The sequence below is a fragment of the Pedobacter yulinensis genome, assembly GCF_003029735.1.
In the GTDB taxonomy this organism is placed as follows: domain Bacteria; phylum Bacteroidota; class Bacteroidia; order Sphingobacteriales; family Sphingobacteriaceae; genus Pedobacter; species Pedobacter yulinensis.
The window spans coordinates 403,522-421,501 of record NZ_KZ686270.1; the positions used below are offsets into that span (position 1 = coordinate 403,522).

A 17,980-nucleotide genomic window follows, 5' to 3' on the forward strand; every position below is an offset into this window, starting at 1 on the left:
CTAACAGATTTTTTGTCTGAACACCCCGGTTTGACTGCGTGAACATACCCTTTCGGTGAGGCGGGGTCACTGCTGCAGGTTCATTACGCCTCGCGGGCGCATTACTTATTAAAAGGGTCCTTCCACACCCGGAATGCTCCGCGCCACGCATTGAAGACGCCCGGTGCATTTAAGATACGCTTCTTTATGGCGCGAATACCCGCACTTAAAACTCAAATATGAAAGACATGATCCTGAAACTGCTTCTCGTTGCAATTATTGCATCGGCATGCAAAAAGAAATCTGTTCAAGACGGAACACCTGCACCAGAAGGCTTGACGCAATTAACCGAAACTGCAAACGGCATCACCTACCGGCTTATCACGCCAATTGAAACGCAGCACCTGAAAGGAATACTTGTTATTGGCAGCGGCAATGATGAGAACAATCCCGGTCCGGGGGCACTGGATGGAGCCGCAGAAAATGCCGTATGCCAGAAAGCAGCGGCAGCGGGATATGCAGCAGCCATCGTTGCCTATCGAAGTGGCAGGGGCATGGGCTGGAACGACCGGGCCACGCAGATGGGGCAGGACTTTGACCGGTGTATTTCTGCACTTGCCCAAAAATACGGAATACCAAAAAGCCGTTCAGTTGCGGGTGGATTCTCTTATACCTCCTATATGCTGCTTACCGAAATTTCGGCCGGCAACAGCCTGAACTATTGCCAGGGCTTGCTGGCTGCCTGCGGCTCGGCCGGTGCCTGGAATGCGCAAAACTTTAAAATCCCGATATACAGCATAACCTGCAGTGGCGGAGCTGACGGAGCATATGCCGGTCAGGCATTGTACGACCAGATTCCCGTCAACTCACCGGTTAAGGGGAAAAGCGCCGGCCTGACCGACACTACCTGCAGCACCCATTGCGGCGGCAATTGGACTGACCTGCTTGTGGCGCAGACAAAAGCCTGGTTACCCTGAGCTGGTGCGGTTGCTGTGCGGGCAGGTCTGGCAGTCCTCGTCGCAACCGCCCCTTCTTTCCTGCAAGGTGCAACAGAAACCCCCAGCAAACCAACTACTTCGCTCGCGCGGCAACCCGCTTTACTCATTGCAAACGGGCGTTCGCTCGGTCCTGCGAAACACATAAAAGTCTCCTGCTACCTTGCCTTCATAAACACTTACTCAACCTAAAAAAACATGGAAAAGTTAAAAACACTAACGGCAGCCCTCTCGCTTGTGGCGCTGCTTATCGCATTTAATGCCTGTAAAAAAGGCGGGAGTGGTTCAGAACCTGAACAATCCATAAACTGGACCGACTACTACATTGCCGGGAAAGTGGTGTTTCAGCCCGGAACCAATGTACCCTACGTCATTACCTTCAAGCCAAATGCCCAGGCAGTCATTCAATGGGGCGACGGCAGTGAAAATGCCAATTATACATTTCAAAACGGCTCATTAAAACTTGATCTGGGTGGCGGTGGCGATGTTTTCAACTTCAAAATTGAAGGCGAAGCGATCACAGACCTGACTACTCAAGGCGAGACGGAGCTGGCAAGTTATACGCTTGAAAAGGTTCCTGCCCAGAATGCCCTGGCGGGAGCCGTTTATAGCGGATCTTTTCGCACAGCCGGCAGCCCGCTTATGGTTCTCAGCAAGCTCAAGTTTACAGAAAATAAGTACGGGGAATCAACGTTGAACGAGCCCGTTCCGAACAAAGACTATACGCCCATACAACATGTTGCGGGAACGGGTGTTTCGGGTTCAAATGGAACCATCACCTTTTTCGTACTGATTGCGGGCAAGCTGGAGGCTGCCCGGTACACACATGATGTCAATGGCCTGAAAACCATAGCTACAGGAACATTTACCAAACAATAAATCGAAAACGATCATGAAAATCTTAAAAAACTTCCTGCGCACTGCGGCACTTATCGCCCTGATCGGATCAGGTCAGGCCTGCAAAAAGAACAACACCGGCAACCAGGATTCGGAGTTTAAATACACCTATCAGAACAAAACCGTTGCCCTGGCCGGCGGCACCTATCTGCTGGCAGATGGCCAGGCACACCTATTCCTGGAACCCGCGGGTGTTCATGGTGCCGTTCACTTTATCTTCAGCAATTCCAACAAAATCCCGACCGGCACCTACTCACTGAACGGCAATTCCAGCACGCCCACGAACTTTGTTGCAGGTAGTCTTGGCTCGTCTGAAGCCTCGCCATTAGGCGACGCGATGACCGGCGGCAAGGTCACCATCGAACGCAGCGGAGGCGGCTATGCGGTCTCTTTCGATGTAAATACCGCGAAGGGCAATGCAAAGGGAGATTTTACCGGAAATTTCAAAGCCAGATAACGCAATCGCCATGATTATGAAGACCCTTATTCATCGCCTGCTGCTGCTCAGTTTATTGGCAGCAGGCTTTTCGTCCTGCAAGAAAGACCGGAACACAGAAACTGATGATTCGTGTGCGGTTCCCGAGTACCAGGTTTCGGCCAGCGTGGATATTGACCGGCCCTGTGCACTGGCCGTCTCTGCCAGTGGCCTTGTAGCCGTAACCGAATATAAGCAGCCTTATGGTTCGGCCGGGTTAACCAAACTTTTCGCCAGCTACAGCGACCTGTTAGCCGGGAAACCACCCCTGCAGGTCTGGCAGAACGTCGCCGCCGAGGCTCTCGCTTTCGACCGGAACGAAAACCTTTACGTGACCGAGACTGAGGCTACTGCAAGCATTGTAATTTACCGCAAGACGGTCCAGGCAGGAGGCATCTCCTATCAGTACCTGAAGCGTATCCAGGGCGGCTTTAACAACCCCCGGGGAATTGCCTTTGACAGCCGCAACCGATTGTACCTTGCTGACGATGGAAACGACCGTCTGCTCCGGTTTGACGCCCCCGTGCTCAACGATAACTTCCAGATTGTTGCGGGGGTGTTTGGCAACCCCAAAGGCCTGGCCATTGCAGCAGACACCATTTACATTACTGGCTATAACCGGAACCAGATTTACAAATATGGCCTTACAGCCGCTGGCCGTTTTGGGGCGGGCGAAGCAATTGCGCTCGGGAAGCCGGTCGATGTAGCTATTTCCGGGACGACGCTTGCCATTGCAAGCCCCGATGCAGCTTCGATCACCTTGTACGACAGCAGAAAAGTGAAAACGAATCTTTCAGACGCCCCGTGCACAAAAAGCCTCACAACCAGCGGAGCACTCTACGGATTGGCCTTTGTCTCGACGCCGCGTGGGTTGTCGCTCCTCTCAGCCCAGCACAGCCGAAACAAAATTGTACTCTATGAACCGAAATAAATCAATCATGAAAACAATAATCCTTTACTTCGCCCTTGTTCTGGGGCTTGCAGCCACAGCGCTCGCACAAACAAAAAAAACTGTAAAAAAATCTGCTGCTACGACAAAGAAAGCACCAGCCACAGCGACCACGACGAGGAAAGCGCCAGCAGCTAAAAGGTCCTCAACTGCGGTAACAAAGCCGCAGCCGGCTTCGGCACAGGTTCGCAACAACCACCGGCCCGTGCAGAGCGAACCGGAAGCCTCCTATAAAACGGCCCTTGGTGTTAAATTTCTCTGGGGCATCGCGCTGACTGGAAAACATTTTTTTTCGCAGAAGCACGGCGCCGAAGCCATCGTTCGCTACCACGGGTATGCCGGCGTAGGCAATGACATTAATTTAACGCTGTTGTATGAATATCACAGGAAATTCGGGCAGCCGGCGGGCCTTAGCTGGTACCTGGGGGGCGGCGCGCAGGCTGGCAACTTTACGTATAAAGGAATCTACAACAATCCGGCTGCGGGTAACGATTCGCAAATGTACTATGGCGTTTCAGGCGTGGCTGGTCTTGAATACAAATTTAGAAGCCTTCCACTTGCAGTCAGTGCAGACTGGCAGCCCGTATTTTTACTCCAGGACTATTCGGATCGTACAGGTTTCGCAGCAGAGAACGGGGGGCTTGGCCTGAAATACACTTTCTAAGAAACAGCTGCCGCTACCAATTGGTAATCAGGTAGCAATAAACGATATTTATGTTTTACACGCCCCCTATGTTAAAAGCTGTGATCCTTGATGATGAAAGCCGAGGCAGCAAACTGCTGAGCCGAAAACTTGGCCGGTTTGAAGACGAAATTGTCGTTGCGGCCATTTTCAATGACCCGCTTGAAGCCGCAGCGGCAATTTCTGCACTTAAGCCTGACGTACTTTTCCTCGATGTGGAGATGCCGGGTTTAAACGGTTTTCAGTTTCTTGAAAAATTGGGCAGCTTTGATTTTGAAGTCATCTTTACGACCGCATACGATTCCTATACGCTGGAGGCATTGCGCCTTAGCGCGGTCGACTACCTGATGAAGCCTGTTGACGAAGACGAACTGCAGACGGCTATTTCGCGTTTAAAAAGGCGTGTTGCCGAAAAAAGCACCCGCCAGGACCCATCTACACAGCCGGCGCCGGCCCGGCGCCTGGCACTGCCTACCGCAGAGGGCGTTTACCTGGTCTCGAGAGCCAGCATTGTGCGGGTCGAAGCCATGAGTAATTACAGTACATTCATACTGGAAGAGCGCAAAAAGATCATCGTGTCAAAGACATTAAAAGAATTTGAAGCTGTGCTGCAGGATCCCGATTTTTTACGGGTAAACCGTTCGGTCATTGTTAACCTGCGCTTTGTTATAAAATACAGGAAAGGCGATGGCGGCACGCTCGAATTTGCCGACGGCGCCGAAGTGGAAGTATCGCCGTTAAGGAAAGATGCCGTTCTGGAACGGCTGTTCAGCTAGCGTTTTTTCGGTTCATTAAAACAAAAAAGCGCCACCGTTGCTTGTATCTTACAAAGTAACGTATATGGAAAATCAGGATCAAAATAAAGAACAGGACAGTCAGCTTCAGCAAACGAAAGCAAATGGCCAGCAAAATGACGCCCGGCAATCTGAAGAGGCCTTTCGCGACCCGGCCCCGACAGATGACGTACAATTAGAAATCGAAACTGTTGTTCCCGACGATCATACCAAAGGCGTAGCGAGGCAGGCGGGTACCCCCGGCGAAACGCCCTCTTCTTCAGGCACGGAAGCCGAGCAACCTGAAAAGTCAGAGGGGCAGGCCGCCGAAGTAAGCAGGGAAGAAGGGTCGCAGGTAACCGGCCAGGAGACTGCATCAGATGCAGCGGATCAGGAAGACGCTGTTCCTTCAACCGAAGAGCCTGTTCAAGACAAACCAGGCGAAGATGCCGACGAACAACCGGCAGATTCAGGCAATGAAGAAACCAGTAAAAAAGATGATTCGGGTAATGGCATTGAAACCGTAGCCCCTTAAAATAGGCATAAGATGAAGGTGTTTCTTACGCGCAGGATTTTTCCCGATGCGCTTGATGCCCTGAAAGAAGCTGGCATTGTGCCGACAGTCTGGACTGAGCGTCGGGGCCTGAGCAGGCAGGAGCTCATTGAGCATTGTTCCAGACAGGACGCGTTGCTGGGTATTGGTGCACAGCAACTGGACAGTGACTTTTTTAAAGCTTGTCCGCACCTTCGGGCGGTAGTGCTTCATTCGGTTGGTTTTGATCATGTAGATATTGCCGCTGCCACAGCGTTCGGTATTCCGGTGGGCAACACGCCCGATGTCCTGAGTAAAGCAACCGCCGACACGGCCTTTCTGCTGATGCTGGCCGTGTCCCGGAAGGCGTTTTTTCACCACCGGCGCGTAACCGGGGGTCAGTGGAATTTTTTTGAACCAATGGCTTATCTGGGTCGCGAACTGGACGGCAATACCTTGGGCATTTTCGGCATGGGCAAGATCGGCAAGGCGCTTGCGAGGCGGTGCAAGGCCGCCTTTGGCATGCGGATCATTTATCACAACCGCCACCGTGATCTCGATGCCGAAGAAGAACTGGGTGCCACATGGGTCTCTTTTGAAGAATTGCTGCAGCAAAGCGAGGTGCTGTCGCTACATGCGGCACTCAGCTCCGAAACGACCGGGCGTTTTGATGCGGACGCGTTCGGCAAAATGAAACCGGATGCCATCTTTATAAACACCGCCAGGGGGGCCATGCATGATGAAGCGGCACTTAGGGCCGCACTGGAGGCCGGCCAGATTTGGGGAGCCGGGCTGGATGTGACGAACCCTGAACCCATGAATCCTGAAAACCCGCTTTTGCACCTTGAAAACGTGGCTGTGCTGCCCCACATCGGTTCGGCAACGTTAGAAACACGAAAACGCATGGCGGCCATCTGCGTGGAAAATCTGATCGCAGCAGCCCGAAATGAACGCCTCCCCTACCTGGTTAACCCCGGGGTTTATGATCGTAAGCGGGTATAATACAGTTGAGGGGCAACCCGCCGAAGGCTGATCTGATTGGTTATAAAAGCAAAAAAAAACCGCACTTTCATTAAAAGTACGGCTCTTGTATATTTTGTTCTGATTATTCTTTGACCTTATTCCTGGTAAGCTGTTTCTCAATGCGGGATACGACATAGTCAAGATCGAAAGGTTTGCTGATGTAATCGTCGGCATAGGCCTCTACGCTCAGTTCCTTGCTCTTCGGATTGGCCGACATGACGATAACAGGAATATGTTTGGTAAAGATGTCTTCTTTCAGGTCCCGGCAAATGTCAATTCCATTGCCGTCGGGAAGCATCACATCAATGATAAACAGGTCGGGAAGCGAATCGTTCAATTTTTGCTTTAACTCTTCAACGTTTGAAGAAAGCTGCAGTTCATATCCTTCGTCTTTCAGAAGATATTCAATGATATACCTGATATCGATGTCGTCTTCCAGTACATGTATTCTTTTAACCATATTCAAAGATAGTATTTAAATCGAAAGATATTCCGAAATCAACTTTCATACCAAAGTAAGTTTTAAACAGCTTTGTTAACCGTAAAATATGCGCGTTTCTATACGCGAGGCGGCGTAACACGATTGTCAGGACTGATGTGGTCGGCACTCTTTTCAGGATTGTAATGCAGCCCCGGAGATAGCCAGTACAGCAGCACCACCCGCGAATACCTGAAGTTAAAAGGCGCAAGCAAAAGCACGCCAGCCAGTATAATTCCTATAAAATACCACAGGTTTTCATAATCCAGTTTCAGCCCCAACACATAAGACGCTACAGACAGCGTAATGATCTGGGCAACACTCATGGCATAACTGACGAACATTGATACATAAAAGTATCCGGGTTCCCGTTCAAATTTCAACCCGCAATGCGGACAAAGTTCGTTCATTTTCTGGGCTTTGAAACTATAGGCAGAGCCTTCGAAAATATTGCCCCTGCGGCAGCGCGGGCACTTTGCATTGCGGAAGCCATACCATTGAGAAATATAAAGCTTTGGTTTCTGTGTGTTATCCATGTGTTTGTTGTTGTAATTTTTTTCTGAATTTCTCAGGCGAAATGCCTTCATGGCGTTTAAAGAACCGGCCAAAATACGACTGATCAGTGAAAGCCAGTGCTTCGGCAATTGCCGAAATGCTTGTGTCTGCGTTAACAAGCATTCTCTTTGCTTCGAGCAGACACCGTTCGCGAATCAGGGTACCGGCAGATTTACCCGTCAGCTCATTGCACAGTGCATTGAGGTGGTTGGGCGTAATATAAAGTTGTGATGCATATTGATGCGGAAACTTCTGCTCGCGGAAATGCCGGTCAATCAGTGCGCGAAAATTCTTTAGCAAACGTTGCCCGTACGAAGGGTTGCTCTCAGAAACAATTCCTGAAAGACGTGATGCCCAGATACAAACCTCCATCAAGAGGATCCTGACCAGATCTGCATGAAAAGCACCCGGTTCTTTAGACTCGGCCAGCATTTCTTCGAAAAGAGAACTGAGCTTTTGCTGCATGGGCTGATCTACCTGTATAACCTGCTTTCCCGAATCTGCGTCAAAAACACCAAACTGCTCAAGATAAGCGGTGTTCTGTAAAAACCGGCTGTAATAATCTGCAGGAAAATTGACAATATAACCCTCAGGCTCGCCATCAAAAGACCAGCTGTGGACCTGTCCGGGTGCCATGAAATACATAACACCATCCTGAAGTGGATAGTTTACAAAATCAATCGTATGGCTGCCTGCTGCCTGCAGGAAAAACACCAGGTGGTAAAAGGAATGACGATGTGCCTTGTGCAGGTGCTGATGCTTCCTGGCGTAACTGCCAAATCTGCTGACCAGCAGGCCTTCCTGATGGTATTCGTCAAAGTAGCTGATGTCATAATTTGGTATCTGCACCTTCATTGTACAAAGTTACCGATTAAACCCGCGGTTTTCTGGTGTTTTACCGGTCATTTTTGGTACTTTTTACTGATTAACAATCAATATATGTTACTAACGAAGGCAGGTGAGCTTTTGGTTGTTGTCGCATTTGTACTATTGAGAAAGGTTTCAGCCGGGTATTTTTACATGGTCTGCCAGGCAGAGCCAAAGAATTTGTAAATTAAACCATGGAATTCAGCCTTATCCATCCGTCTGACCCGTTAAAGCCCTATGTAAAACATTACTTCCTGTTTGTTTCTGCTTCAGATCAGGCGTTCAACGACACGGTATTCCCGAGCGGCGATATGGAGGCTATATTTAACCTGGGCACCGGGTCTTGGGAAAGGATGGTGGACGGGCGCTTTGAGAAAACGCCGCCCACAGAACTCTGGGGACAGATCACATCACCGCTTTCGATCCGTTCAAGCGGCAGGCACGTCATGCTTGGCATACGTTTCTTTACGCACTCTGCATCTTATTTTTTTAAAGAGGACCTGGCAGCTTTCAACAACCAGGTTACCGACCTGGGCGCGGTTCTCGGAAAGCGTGTTGCGATACTGCACAGCCAGTTGCTTGAAACACCTGAAATCAGCGGGCGCATTGAACTGGTTGAGGCTTACCTGATGGAGCGGTTGCGGCGGCAGCAACAGATCGCGCACCGGGCAGATAAGGTTGCGCATATCCTGTCGAGCATCAGGCAGGACGTGACGGAGAGCAATATGACGCGCATTGCCACCCGCCATGGCATTACCACGCGATACCTGCAGCGCCTGCTGCAGCAGCACACGGGTTTATCTCCCAAGTCTTTCGACAAGATTAACCGTTTTCAAAAGAGCTTGTCCTTGCTTGGCGTGCCTGGCCATTCGCTAACAGAAGTGGCCTATCGCTGCGGTTATTTCGACCAGTCGCATTTTATCAGGGACTTCAAGGCTTTTACAGGAATCACGCCCACGGCATACCTGCAGAACATCACCCTGATGAATCAGCTTTTGATTCAATAAAATTAATTTTTAATTGATTTTTTAACTTAAAGTTGGTAACTTTACGAAAGTTACCAACTTTGCAGGAGTCGAACTATGTCCGGCTAAAATCGCTGACTTTCCGCGTGCAATCAGTAATCCAGCAGGGGTAACCCTGTTCCGGTTTGTACAATGCGGCAGTGCCCCGCCGAATTAAATTTGCACAGCATTTTCTCTTCAATTTGATAACATGAACCACAAGAAGATCTTCTCAGACCTGCATGATCAGTCGCGACCATTTGTATTGGGCAATTTTTGGGATGTACACAGCGCCAGGCTGCTTGAACAGGCAGGGTGTAAAGCCATCGGTACATCGAGCCAGGCTGTTGCAACTGCACTCGGGTACGATGATGGTGAACAAATCCCATTTGAGCAGTTGGTACGGCTTGCAAAAAGTGTAACGAGCGCAGTTTCCATTCCTGTTACCATTGACATTGAAGCCGGTTACAGCCGGAATACGGGTGAGATCCTCGACAACATTGCCCGCTTGCAGGACAACGGCGTAGCGGGCATAAATATTGAAGATTCGCTCCCCGGTCAGGCGCGTCAGCTCTGCCGGCCGGCCGACTTTGCTGAGACTCTGGCTGCCATTGCAGATCTAAACAGCGAGTATAACCCCGGTATGTTTCTGAATGTGCGTACTGATGCGTTTTTAACCGGCCACCCCTCTGCACTGTCAGAAACACTGGCCCGGGCCGCTCTGTATGCCGAATCGGGCGCTGACGGACTTTTTGTTCCGGGCATCAGCCGGCCATCGGACATCGAAACCCTAACCGGCTCTACACAGTTGCCAGTCAATGTCATGGCCCTGCCCACCCTGCCCGACTTCGAAACCCTGGCTAAACTGGGCGTGAAACGCATCAGCCTCGGGCCCTTCCTTTTCGAACAGGTTTACAAACAAATCGGAAGTACGATCAAAGCACTTGAAACGACACAGAACTCCAGCCAACTCTTTACGCCAAGCATATAAATAGCGCCCTTAACGCGCTGCAGGAATTTTTCGAATATTTTTTGAGGACTATTTTGATTTGCAGAATCTTTTAGTAGTTTTGCCAGCCTGAAAGGAAACCCCTTCAGGCCCGTACGGGGGATTAGCTCAGCTGGCTAGAGCGCTTGCATGGCATGCAAGAGGTCATCGGTTCGACTCCGTTATCCTCCACCAGATATCAGCCACTTACAGACTTGTAGGTGGCTTTTTATTTACAGGCTGTTTTCCTTCTCATCATGCAGCCAGCTCATTGACAAGATGCCTGTGAGCGGCTACCCCGGTAATCTTAAAAGAAGACAGGCGGTCACCATCTCCCGCCTTTTCAGCTATTACAGATCTTGCCAGGGTAATGATACTGCACTAACTTAAGCGCTTGTCAGCATCTCGCAGAACTTTTTCACTGCCTTTTTTTCATAGGCGTGGCGCAGGGAGATGATCATAATGGTGCGCCGCATATTTTTCCCTTCAATGGGAACTGCTGTCACTTCCGGGTCGTTCACACTGGTGTCGCTTAATATCGTGTGCCAGTTCCCCGTTTTTACCATTTCAAACAGTGTGGGGATATCATTTATTTCCATGCAAATATTCGGGTTCAGGTTTTTCTCGCTGAAAGATTCCTCTATGAACTGTATGGTGCTGTATCCGTTAAAGGGTAAGGCCAGCGGAAGACCTGCAACTTCAGCAAGTGATATCCCCGCCTTTTGTGCAAGCGCAGACTTCCTGGCCGTAACGAGCACCATGTTTGATTGCAGAACGGTCTGGTATTTTAGATGACTTTCACTGCATTCCTCGTTAAATGTCAGAATAAAATCGAACCGGTGCATGTTTAATTGTTCAAGAAGATCTTTTGTAGTGCCGAAAACGACTTGAATTTTAATATTTGGATACTGAGCGGCAAACCGGATCAATTGTCTGGCGAACATGATCCGCATCGAGTAGATGACACCGATCGTTATTTTACCTGTGTTCAGGTTCTTCAGATCTTGCAGCAGCATTAATCCTTCATTGGCTCTGCTGATGCTTTGCAATGCGTAATCGCTGAAAAGATTGCCTGCCTCTGTCAATGTAATTCGCTTTCCAACCCGGTTAAACAACGGTACGTTTAGTTCTTCTTCCAACTGCTTGATCTGCTGTGAAAGAGTACTTTGACTAATGTGCAGCGCTTTGGCGGCTTCTGTGAAGTTCAGCAGCTCCTTTGCTTTTAAAAAATAACGCAGCTGTCGCAATTCCATGTTTTATAAATCGGTTTTATCGATTGTTCTGATCGAAAAATAACGTTTTGCTAATAAGTGCAATATGCCAATATTTGGTTAAGTAGTCAACAAATCATTTAACAGTTAAATAAATTAATCATGGAATTCAGATTTTTTTTATCCGTCATCCTCTTAACTGCCAGCCTTTCCGCATTCAGCCAACAGAAAAAAAGTGAGCCTGCAACCGATAAAGGCCTGATCAAGGTTTCTGTAATGTATCCGTTCAGCGAGGGCAAAACCTTCAATGTAGATTATTATGAAACGAAGCACATGCCTATGGTTGCCGGGATTCTGGGATCCAATCTCGTAAAATACACCATTGAAAAGGGTGTCGCGAGCGGCATTCCCAATCAGCCACTACCGTTTATGGCCGTCGGCACATTTTACATAAAAAGTCTCAGCGAATACCAGTCGGCGATTACACCGAAGCGGGACGAGATTCGTGCTGACTTCGCAAATTACACCAATGTCATCCCCGTCATTCTGGTGAGTGAGGTGGTCAGGTAAAATGGCTCACGCCGTTTAGTTAAAAGAACGCACACATCAGTTACACGCACGCAACACAGGATACGCTGGCGTATTTTGTGTTGTTGCTTTTCCTCCATGATCATCAGCTGTAAAATAACAGCTTGTCTGCTGACTCCTTCTATCTTTTGAATGCAGCCCTGGTATCAGGTGATAGAGCCAAGCTCCGGCATTTTGCTTCTATCTACGAAGCTGTAACAATAGTCACCGCAGTTAACACGTTTGGCCTGCTAATCAAGCTTTTAAATCAACAGACACAGATTTCAGTGCCCAATACAGCACACCCAGCCTGGCACGTGAAAAAGTTACTCCGGCTTTGCCTGCATACGACTGCGGCAGGACAAGTTTTGCTTTTCTTGCAATTAATACCTCGAATGGAAAAGTAATTTCAGCGCTCCCTATTTCGCCGAGCGTTCTCTTTTCTGAATAGTCTTCATGGTCAAATATAGAGACGCCTTTCAAAAAAAAATCACGCCCACTAAATCCCGTTTTTTCCTGCCAGTACGCTTGGTGATTATTAATGGCATGCAAGACTTTGTTTTCTACCAGATCGAGCGGCAGTCATTCCGCTATGAAATTGTCATCAAAATCACTCGCCTGAACCTCAGTCCATAACTGAACTACACGTATCCATTTAAGGCTTATATGATTCTCTTGGACATATCCATCAGCTTAAAAACAAAAAACCTCCGGCAATCGAGCAACACCCAATCAGCCGGAGGCTTCAAAATAAGGAAATATTGTTATTTCTCGTCAGACATCGAATAAGGGAAATCTGCTTTCGCTGTTCCGCGCTGTTTGTTTGGCGTTGCTTTCATATCAAAATCAAGCGTTGCGCCTTTCAGCAGTGAAGAATGGCTCAACCAGTTTTTACCGTGAGGCTTGGCATTGTATTTCAAGCCATTGACATATTTATTGGTATCGCTGTTCGCAGGAGCATTGATAACCACTTTTTTACCGTTCTCGAGCGTGAGTGTAACCTTTTTGAACAATGGCGCACCCAGCACATATTGGTCTGTTGCCGGGGTTACCGGGTAAAAACCCATCGCCGAGAAAACATACCAGGCCGAGGTCTGACCATTGTCTTCGTCGCCGCAATAACCGTCAGGCGTAGCTTTGTACATTCTGTCCATTGTTTCGCGCACCCAATATTGTGCTTTCCACGGTGCACCGCCATAATTGTACAGGTAAATCATATGCTGGATAGGCTGATTTCCATGTGCATACTGGCCCATGTTGGCAATCTGCATTTCGCGGATTTCGTGAATTACGCCACCATAAGCACTTTCGTCGAAAACCGGCGGCATGCTGAATACAGAATCAAGTTTTTGAACAAATTTTTGATTTCCGCCCATCAGTTTAGCCAGGCCGGCTACATCCTGGAAAACCGACCAGGTATAATGCCAGCTGTTTCCTTCTGTAAATGCGCCGCCCCATTTGAACGGACTAAACGGTGTTTGCCATGATCCGTCTTTATTTTTAGCACGCATCAACCCGCTCGACGGGTCGAAGAGGTTTTTGTAGTTCATGGCACGTTGTTTATAAATACCGATCTCACTCTCTGGTTTGCCGAGCGCCTTGCCCAATTGGTAGATCGTGAAATCGTCATATGCATATTCGAGCGTCTTCGCAGCATTTTCGTTCACTTTCACATCAAATGGTACGTAACCAAGTTCGTTGTAATATTTGACACCATTGCGTCCCACCGCAGCGATTGGACCTTCATTGTTGGCGCCGTGTTTCAGTGCTTTCCAAAGCGTCTCGATGTCATAACCGCGCAAACCTTTGATATACGCATCAGCCACGACCGATGCCGAGTTATTGCCGATCATGATGTTGGCATACCCCGGACTGCTCCACTCAGGTAACCAACCGCCTTCTTTGTAATCGTTGATCAGGCCTTCCTGCATTTCCTTGTTAATCGAAGGGTACACCAGGTTCAGGAACGGATACAGTGCCCTGAACGTATCCCAGAAACCTGTTCCAGCAAACATGTAGCCCGGCAGGATCTGCCCGTTGTAAGGGCTCCAGTGCATGATCTTGTTGTTCGCATCAATTTCGTAAAGTTTGTTCGGGAAGAACAGGGTACGGTACAGGCAGGAATAAAATGTACGCATCTGGTCTATTGTTCCGCCTTCCACAGAGATCCTGCTAAGCGTTTTATTCCATATTGCTTTAGCCTTGGCTTTGGTTGTTTCGAAACTATCGCTGCCCACCTCGCGTTTCAGGTTCAGCTCAGCCTGCTCAAAACTGATAAAGGAAGAGGCAACTTTCATGTTCACCTTCTCGCCGTCGGCAGTTTTAAAACCAACCACGGCACCCGAATGATCGCTTTCCAGTTCGAGTCCGTCTTTTAACTTGTTCTTTTCCCAGGTCTTGCCCAACAGAAATGGCTTGTCGAAATAAATGACGAAGTAATTCTTGAAATTTTTTGGCAACGGCCCGCGGGCATATTTGGTGGTATAACCAATAATTTTCCGCTGTTCAGGAAATATTTTCACGTAAGAACCCCGGTCAAGAGCGTCGATCACCACATAAGAACTGTCGCTTTTCGGGAATGTGAACCTGAATTGCGCAGCGCGTTCGGTTGGTACAAGTTCGGTGGTTACATCATGATCTGCCAGGTAAACGCTGTAGTAATACGGCTTGGAAACCTCTGCTTTGTGTGAAAACCAACTGGCACGTTCATCCTGCTCAAACCGCAGTTTTCCGGTTACCGGCATAATTGCAAACTGACCATAATCATTCATCCATGGCGAAGGCTGGTGTGTTTGCTTGAAACCCCGAATTTTGTCGGCGTCATAGCGGTAAGCCCATCCATCACCCATCTTTCCTGTTTGCGGGGTCCAGAAGTTCATTCCCCAGGGTACGGCTACCGCCGGATACGTATTTCCGTTTGAGAGATCCGGCTTGGACATCGTTCCCATCAGGGGATTGACCCACTCTACCGGATCAGTCACTTTCGTGACCATCTGGGCAGAGAGCAGCTGTGCGCAGGCCAGTCCGAAGGCTGTTAGTAAACTTTTCTTAATCATATTTTTGGTGTTAGTGTGTTTAAATTTTCCTCTTGGCGCAATGCCCAAACTTAAATTTGCGGATTTTTTACATATTTCGCCCAGAGTTCGTCAAGGTCAGAACCGGTTTGTTCCTTCCACAGTGCAGCCGTATAGCTGTGGTCGCGCAATGCGGCATCCAGGCGCTGAACCGTTCCTTCTTTAACCTGGCTTTCTATCCATGCCAGGAATCTCGCCGTAATTCGGTAACTGTTCTTGTAAGAATGTTCGGGCTTGAGTTCGGGCAGCTTCCAGTTCGCGGCTGCGTTATCTACACCGAATTTCCAGCGCACATAATCTGCAATGCCCTCTGTAAGCCAGCCTGGGCCCACACTGCGCCCGTAATCCTGCACAATGTGCATAACTTCGTGGGTCACGACATCAATATCACCCGGATGCTGTTTAAGCCATACCGGGCTATAAACAACCTTTCCATTGTGTGTTGCAGCAACGCCTTTGTACGCAGTATCCACAATAAATTCCACTTTCTTAAGCGTTTTGGTATTGTAGGTTTTAGCCAGTTTCGGATAGACTTCAAAAAACGTTGAGATCAGTTTGGCTTTGGTTTCGGAAGAGAAAGCGGGATCATTGCTGCTAAACGTAAGCGTATACCCCTTTTTGCTGATCACCTCCTGGGCATTGAGGTTTAGCGAAAGACTTGTCAGTGCAATGCACGCACCTGTAATTAATTTGTTCATTTTGTTTGGTTATTAAAAGGCTTGTCATTTATTGCGGCCCGCGGCAGGTTTTCGGTACCCCAATTTGTATTGGGCAATGGGCCCATGACGAGCTCCAGATGACCGCCGGCCAGTAATTCCTGGTGCGTAAACCATGACCGGTCAAGCGACTTGCCGTTCAGTTTAGCGCCCTGGATATAAACGTTTAATTTGTTGTTGTTTTTGGCGGTAACCCGGAACGTTTTGCCGTTGTCAAGTTTAATACTGACCTGGCTGAAGCTTGGGCTGCCAATGCTGTAAACAGGGATGCCGGGGGTAACCGGAAAAAAGCCGGCCATTGAAAAGACCACGAACGCCGTCATTCCGCCTCCGTCTTCATCGCCGGGTATGCCAAAAAAGTTATCGGTATACCAGGTATCCATCAGCATGCGAATGCGTTGCTGCGTTTTCCATGGACTGCCAAGGTGGTTATACAGGTAAGGAATATGAAAACTCGGCTCATTACCCATTACGAACTGGCCTACCAGGCCGGTTGCATCAGGAAAAGTATACCAAAGCTGGTATTTGCTGCGGCCAAGGCTTTCGCGGAAAAGGTTGTCGAGTTTTTCCTCGGCTTTCCGCGGCCCGCCCATCAGTTCGAACAGGCCGGTAAAATCATGTTTGACATCCCAGTTGTAAGTGTAGGCGTTATTTTCGGTAAAATAATCACGTCCACCCTGACCACCCGAGAATTTGGGATCGAACGGCTCAATCCAGTTTCCGTCTTTATCTTTTGGCCAGACAAAACCCTTGTCTTTTCTGAATACATTCCGGTAATATGCGGCGCGCGAAAGAAATAAATTATAGTCCTTTTTGTCTTTGCGCAGGTCAGCAAGCTGCGCGATACACCAATCGTCATAACTGTTTTCCAGTGTGACCGAAACAGCCTGCCGGCGTTCAAAGCCATGCACTTCCTTTACTGTTTCTTTCTCTCCCGGAGCTAATGCGGGCATATATCCTTTCTTCGCATAAAACGAATCCAGGACGGTAGCGGGGCCATTGCGCCAGGGAAGAAGGGTACCCGAAAGCGCATTTTTCCGGAGTCCCTCATAAGCCTTATCCAGGTCGAAATTAGTTACCCCCTTGATTCTCGAATCGAGGATCCAGCTTGCCGCATGATTGCCGGTCATACAGGGGTTGTCTCCGAAAACCAATGCAAACGAAGGCATCCAACCGCCTTGCTTGTACATTTCTACATACGAATCGATTTTTTCGCCCTGCATTTTGGGATTAAGAATGGTTTGCAGCGGCTCGAGCGCAATGTAGGTGTCCCATAACCAGTTGTCGACAAAAAAAGGCTTATCTGACTGATGTACCTGGTGGTCATAGGCACTGTAGTACTTTCCATACTCGTTGATGTCGACCATCCTTTCGTAACTGCGGTACAAAGAGGTATAGAACACTCGCTTCTGTGCCTCGGTACCGCCTTGCACCTGCATTTGCCCGAGTTTGCGGTTCCAGCTATCTGTAGCCTGCTTCCTGAGCGCATCGAATTCCCAAGCCGGAATTTCCCTCGCCAAGTTGGCCTTTGCCTGCTCGGTGCTGATGAAAGAAAGACCATACTTCCACAAAATCGTTTTAGCCGTGCCGGCAACCTTCAGATAGGTATGGCGATCGCCGGCCTGCCCGGTTACGGGACTCAGATCTGTATTCGATTCAGCATAAAAGTAGGCCTTCATGCCCGAAAATTCCTCAGTACCGGATACGGCGCGCCGGCCTTCCGTCCTGATCGTTCCTTTATTTTCAATACCAAGGCGCAGGAAATTGTCGGCCCCGGTAAAGGTTACTTTAAAAAATCCGCTTCGCTGCCCGGGGGTAAAGGCCAGGTGGATTCCGGATTCAATCAGGTTGACCTGGTAATGTGCTGGGGTAATGCGCTCGTTTGCACTGCTGAATTTTCCGGCTGCGCCTGCATCAAGTTTACCTGAAACCGGCATAAAACGAAACAGCCAGGGCTGCCGGTGCGACGAGATAGCAAGCGGAAAATAGCCAATCTGGTCATCCAGCTGGTCTTTCCTCGCCGGAAAAACTCGCACCATGCTATTTGGCTGGTGCACGGCCGGCCTGGTTGGCTCCAGGATCAGCCCCACACCGCCAATCGTCGGATCGACGTAATCGATCGGTGAGAGCTGCTGCGCACTTAGCTGACCCCACAGACCGGCAGCCAGCAGAGCCAGCAGACCGGTTTTTTTAACTGTATTTGTTAGGAACATGA

The 17,980-nt window shown here is 49.1% G+C and carries 19 protein-coding genes and 1 tRNA gene; 12 read left to right on the forward strand and 8 right to left on the reverse strand.

The window, feature by feature from the left end; all coding sequences use genetic code 11:
- The first annotated feature begins 218 nt into the window (after nucleotides 1–218).
- The 8 genes from C7T94_RS16285 to C7T94_RS16320 all read left to right on the forward strand — a co-directional run bounded on the left by C7T94_RS16285 (nucleotide 219) and on the right by C7T94_RS16320 (nucleotide 6,284).
- The gene (locus C7T94_RS16285) at nucleotides 219–956 is read left to right on the forward strand and encodes a hypothetical protein (RefSeq protein ID WP_107216563.1); all 738 of its coding nucleotides are present in this window, start codon (nucleotides 219–221) and stop codon (nucleotides 954–956) included.
- A gap of 216 nt (nucleotides 957–1,172) precedes the next feature.
- Nucleotides 1,173–1,853 carry a hypothetical protein gene (locus C7T94_RS16290; protein ID WP_107216565.1) on the forward strand — a complete coding sequence of 227 codons (681 nt, stop codon included), beginning with the start codon at nucleotides 1,173–1,175 and terminating at the stop codon, nucleotides 1,851–1,853.
- 13 nt (nucleotides 1,854–1,866) lie between these two features.
- Nucleotides 1,867–2,328: a hypothetical protein gene (locus tag C7T94_RS16295; protein ID WP_107216567.1), complete on the forward strand. Its 462-nt coding sequence runs from the start codon at nucleotides 1,867–1,869 to the stop codon at nucleotides 2,326–2,328.
- 16 nt (nucleotides 2,329–2,344) lie between these two features.
- Nucleotides 2,345–3,277, forward strand: a complete 933-nt coding sequence (locus C7T94_RS16300) for an NHL repeat-containing protein (RefSeq protein ID WP_162618736.1) — start codon at nucleotides 2,345–2,347, stop codon at nucleotides 3,275–3,277.
- A 7-nt stretch (nucleotides 3,278–3,284) separates the two neighbouring features.
- A complete protein-coding gene (locus tag C7T94_RS16305) occupies nucleotides 3,285–3,959 on the forward strand; it encodes a hypothetical protein (protein WP_162618737.1) in 675 nt (224 codons plus the stop codon).
- A 68-nt stretch (nucleotides 3,960–4,027) separates the two neighbouring features.
- Complete coding sequence (locus C7T94_RS16310) at nucleotides 4,028–4,753, forward strand: LytR/AlgR family response regulator transcription factor (RefSeq protein ID WP_107216572.1); 726 nt, start codon at nucleotides 4,028–4,030, stop codon at nucleotides 4,751–4,753.
- Between the two features lie 64 nt (nucleotides 4,754–4,817).
- Nucleotides 4,818–5,285, forward strand: a complete 468-nt coding sequence (locus C7T94_RS16315) for a prolipoprotein diacylglyceryl transferase (RefSeq protein WP_162618738.1) — start codon at nucleotides 4,818–4,820, stop codon at nucleotides 5,283–5,285.
- A gap of 12 nt (nucleotides 5,286–5,297) precedes the next feature.
- Nucleotides 5,298–6,284, forward strand: a complete 987-nt coding sequence (locus C7T94_RS16320) for a 2-hydroxyacid dehydrogenase (RefSeq protein WP_107216576.1) — start codon at nucleotides 5,298–5,300, stop codon at nucleotides 6,282–6,284.
- 103 nt (nucleotides 6,285–6,387) lie between these two features.
- On the opposite strand, the gene C7T94_RS16325 is transcribed toward C7T94_RS16320, so the two are convergent.
- The 3 genes from C7T94_RS16325 to C7T94_RS16335 all read right to left on the reverse strand — a co-directional run bounded on the left by C7T94_RS16325 (nucleotide 6,388) and on the right by C7T94_RS16335 (nucleotide 8,193).
- Nucleotides 6,388–6,765 (reverse strand): response regulator transcription factor, encoded by a 378-nt coding sequence (locus C7T94_RS16325; protein ID WP_107216578.1) that lies wholly within the window; start codon nucleotides 6,763–6,765, stop codon nucleotides 6,388–6,390.
- Nucleotides 6,766–6,863: 98 nt separating this feature from the next.
- The gene (locus C7T94_RS16330) at nucleotides 6,864–7,319 is read right to left on the reverse strand and encodes a DUF983 domain-containing protein (protein WP_107216805.1); all 456 of its coding nucleotides are present in this window, start codon (nucleotides 7,317–7,319) and stop codon (nucleotides 6,864–6,866) included.
- Nucleotides 7,312–8,193 carry an AraC family transcriptional regulator gene (locus tag C7T94_RS16335; RefSeq protein ID WP_107216580.1) on the reverse strand — a complete coding sequence of 294 codons (882 nt, stop codon included), beginning with the start codon at nucleotides 8,191–8,193 and terminating at the stop codon, nucleotides 7,312–7,314. Before C7T94_RS16335 ends, C7T94_RS16330 begins: the two co-directional genes overlap by 8 nt.
- 206 nt (nucleotides 8,194–8,399) lie before the next feature.
- On the opposite strand from C7T94_RS16335, the gene C7T94_RS16340 reads away from it, so the two are divergent.
- From C7T94_RS16340 to C7T94_RS16350, 3 genes are all read left to right on the forward strand, one after another.
- Complete coding sequence (locus C7T94_RS16340) at nucleotides 8,400–9,212, forward strand: helix-turn-helix domain-containing protein (RefSeq protein ID WP_107216582.1); 813 nt, start codon at nucleotides 8,400–8,402, stop codon at nucleotides 9,210–9,212.
- 208 nt (nucleotides 9,213–9,420) lie between these two features.
- Complete coding sequence (locus tag C7T94_RS16345; RefSeq protein WP_107216585.1) at nucleotides 9,421–10,200, forward strand: isocitrate lyase/PEP mutase family protein; 780 nt, start codon at nucleotides 9,421–9,423, stop codon at nucleotides 10,198–10,200.
- A gap of 115 nt (nucleotides 10,201–10,315) precedes the next feature.
- Nucleotides 10,316–10,392 (forward strand) — tRNA-Ala (locus C7T94_RS16350).
- A gap of 191 nt (nucleotides 10,393–10,583) precedes the next feature.
- Here C7T94_RS16350 and C7T94_RS16355 read toward each other — a convergent pair.
- Entirely contained in the window at nucleotides 10,584–11,450 is an 867-nt protein-coding gene (locus C7T94_RS16355; protein ID WP_107216587.1) for a LysR family transcriptional regulator, read from the reverse strand.
- 120 nt (nucleotides 11,451–11,570) lie between these two features.
- Between C7T94_RS16355 and C7T94_RS16360 the strand changes: the two genes are divergently transcribed.
- The gene (locus C7T94_RS16360; RefSeq protein WP_107216589.1) at nucleotides 11,571–11,978 is read left to right on the forward strand and encodes an EthD family reductase; all 408 of its coding nucleotides are present in this window, start codon (nucleotides 11,571–11,573) and stop codon (nucleotides 11,976–11,978) included.
- A 252-nt stretch (nucleotides 11,979–12,230) separates the two neighbouring features.
- Here C7T94_RS16360 and C7T94_RS16365 read toward each other — a convergent pair whose 3' ends face one another.
- From C7T94_RS16365 to C7T94_RS16380, 4 genes are all read right to left on the reverse strand, one after another.
- On the reverse strand, nucleotides 12,231–12,527 hold the full coding sequence (locus tag C7T94_RS16365; protein ID WP_162618739.1) for a hypothetical protein: 297 nt from the start codon (nucleotides 12,525–12,527) through the stop codon (nucleotides 12,231–12,233).
- Nucleotides 12,528–12,739: 212 nt separating this feature from the next.
- Nucleotides 12,740–15,031 (reverse strand): GH92 family glycosyl hydrolase, encoded by a 2,292-nt coding sequence (locus tag C7T94_RS16370; protein WP_107216807.1) that lies wholly within the window; start codon nucleotides 15,029–15,031, stop codon nucleotides 12,740–12,742.
- A gap of 50 nt (nucleotides 15,032–15,081) precedes the next feature.
- Nucleotides 15,082–15,747: a basic secretory protein-like protein gene (locus tag C7T94_RS16375; protein ID WP_107216593.1), complete on the reverse strand. Its 666-nt coding sequence runs from the start codon at nucleotides 15,745–15,747 to the stop codon at nucleotides 15,082–15,084.
- Nucleotides 15,744–17,978 carry a GH92 family glycosyl hydrolase gene (locus tag C7T94_RS16380; protein ID WP_107216809.1) on the reverse strand — a complete coding sequence of 745 codons (2,235 nt, stop codon included), beginning with the start codon at nucleotides 17,976–17,978 and terminating at the stop codon, nucleotides 15,744–15,746. The genes C7T94_RS16375 and C7T94_RS16380 overlap by 4 nt, the downstream gene beginning before the upstream one ends.
- Nucleotides 17,979–17,980 lie beyond the last annotated feature (2 nt).

What these genes read in the sequence shown, in the direction of transcription:
- C7T94_RS16360 (WP_107216589.1), top strand. Translation starts at nt 11,571, where the DNA reads ATGGAATTCAGATTTTTTTTATCCGTCATCCTCTTAACTGCCAGCCTT.
- C7T94_RS16310 (WP_107216572.1), top strand. Translation starts at nt 4,028, where the DNA reads ATGTTAAAAGCTGTGATCCTTGATGATGAAAGCCGAGGCAGCAAACTG.
- C7T94_RS16340 (WP_107216582.1), top strand. Translation starts at nt 8,400, where the DNA reads ATGGAATTCAGCCTTATCCATCCGTCTGACCCGTTAAAGCCCTATGTA.
- C7T94_RS16335 (WP_107216580.1), bottom strand. Translation starts at nt 8,193, where the DNA reads ATGAAGGTGCAGATACCAAATTATGACATCAGCTACTTTGACGAATAC.
- C7T94_RS16345 (WP_107216585.1), top strand. Translation starts at nt 9,421, where the DNA reads ATGAACCACAAGAAGATCTTCTCAGACCTGCATGATCAGTCGCGACCA.
- C7T94_RS16325 (WP_107216578.1), bottom strand. Translation starts at nt 6,765, where the DNA reads ATGGTTAAAAGAATACATGTACTGGAAGACGACATCGATATCAGGTAT.
- C7T94_RS16380 (WP_107216809.1), bottom strand. Translation starts at nt 17,978, where the DNA reads ATGTTCCTAACAAATACAGTTAAAAAAACCGGTCTGCTGGCTCTGCTG.
- C7T94_RS16330 (WP_107216805.1), bottom strand. Translation starts at nt 7,319, where the DNA reads ATGGATAACACACAGAAACCAAAGCTTTATATTTCTCAATGGTATGGC.
- C7T94_RS16370 (WP_107216807.1), bottom strand. Translation starts at nt 15,031, where the DNA reads ATGATTAAGAAAAGTTTACTAACAGCCTTCGGACTGGCCTGCGCACAG.
- C7T94_RS16305 (WP_162618737.1), top strand. Translation starts at nt 3,285, where the DNA reads ATGAAAACAATAATCCTTTACTTCGCCCTTGTTCTGGGGCTTGCAGCC.
- C7T94_RS16290 (WP_107216565.1), top strand. Translation starts at nt 1,173, where the DNA reads ATGGAAAAGTTAAAAACACTAACGGCAGCCCTCTCGCTTGTGGCGCTG.
- C7T94_RS16355 (WP_107216587.1), bottom strand. Translation starts at nt 11,450, where the DNA reads ATGGAATTGCGACAGCTGCGTTATTTTTTAAAAGCAAAGGAGCTGCTG.
- C7T94_RS16320 (WP_107216576.1), top strand. Translation starts at nt 5,298, where the DNA reads ATGAAGGTGTTTCTTACGCGCAGGATTTTTCCCGATGCGCTTGATGCC.
- C7T94_RS16315 (WP_162618738.1), top strand. Translation starts at nt 4,818, where the DNA reads ATGGAAAATCAGGATCAAAATAAAGAACAGGACAGTCAGCTTCAGCAA.
- C7T94_RS16295 (WP_107216567.1), top strand. Translation starts at nt 1,867, where the DNA reads ATGAAAATCTTAAAAAACTTCCTGCGCACTGCGGCACTTATCGCCCTG.
- C7T94_RS16300 (WP_162618736.1), top strand. Translation starts at nt 2,345, where the DNA reads ATGAAGACCCTTATTCATCGCCTGCTGCTGCTCAGTTTATTGGCAGCA.
- C7T94_RS16375 (WP_107216593.1), bottom strand. Translation starts at nt 15,747, where the DNA reads ATGAACAAATTAATTACAGGTGCGTGCATTGCACTGACAAGTCTTTCG.
- C7T94_RS16285 (WP_107216563.1), top strand. Translation starts at nt 219, where the DNA reads ATGAAAGACATGATCCTGAAACTGCTTCTCGTTGCAATTATTGCATCG.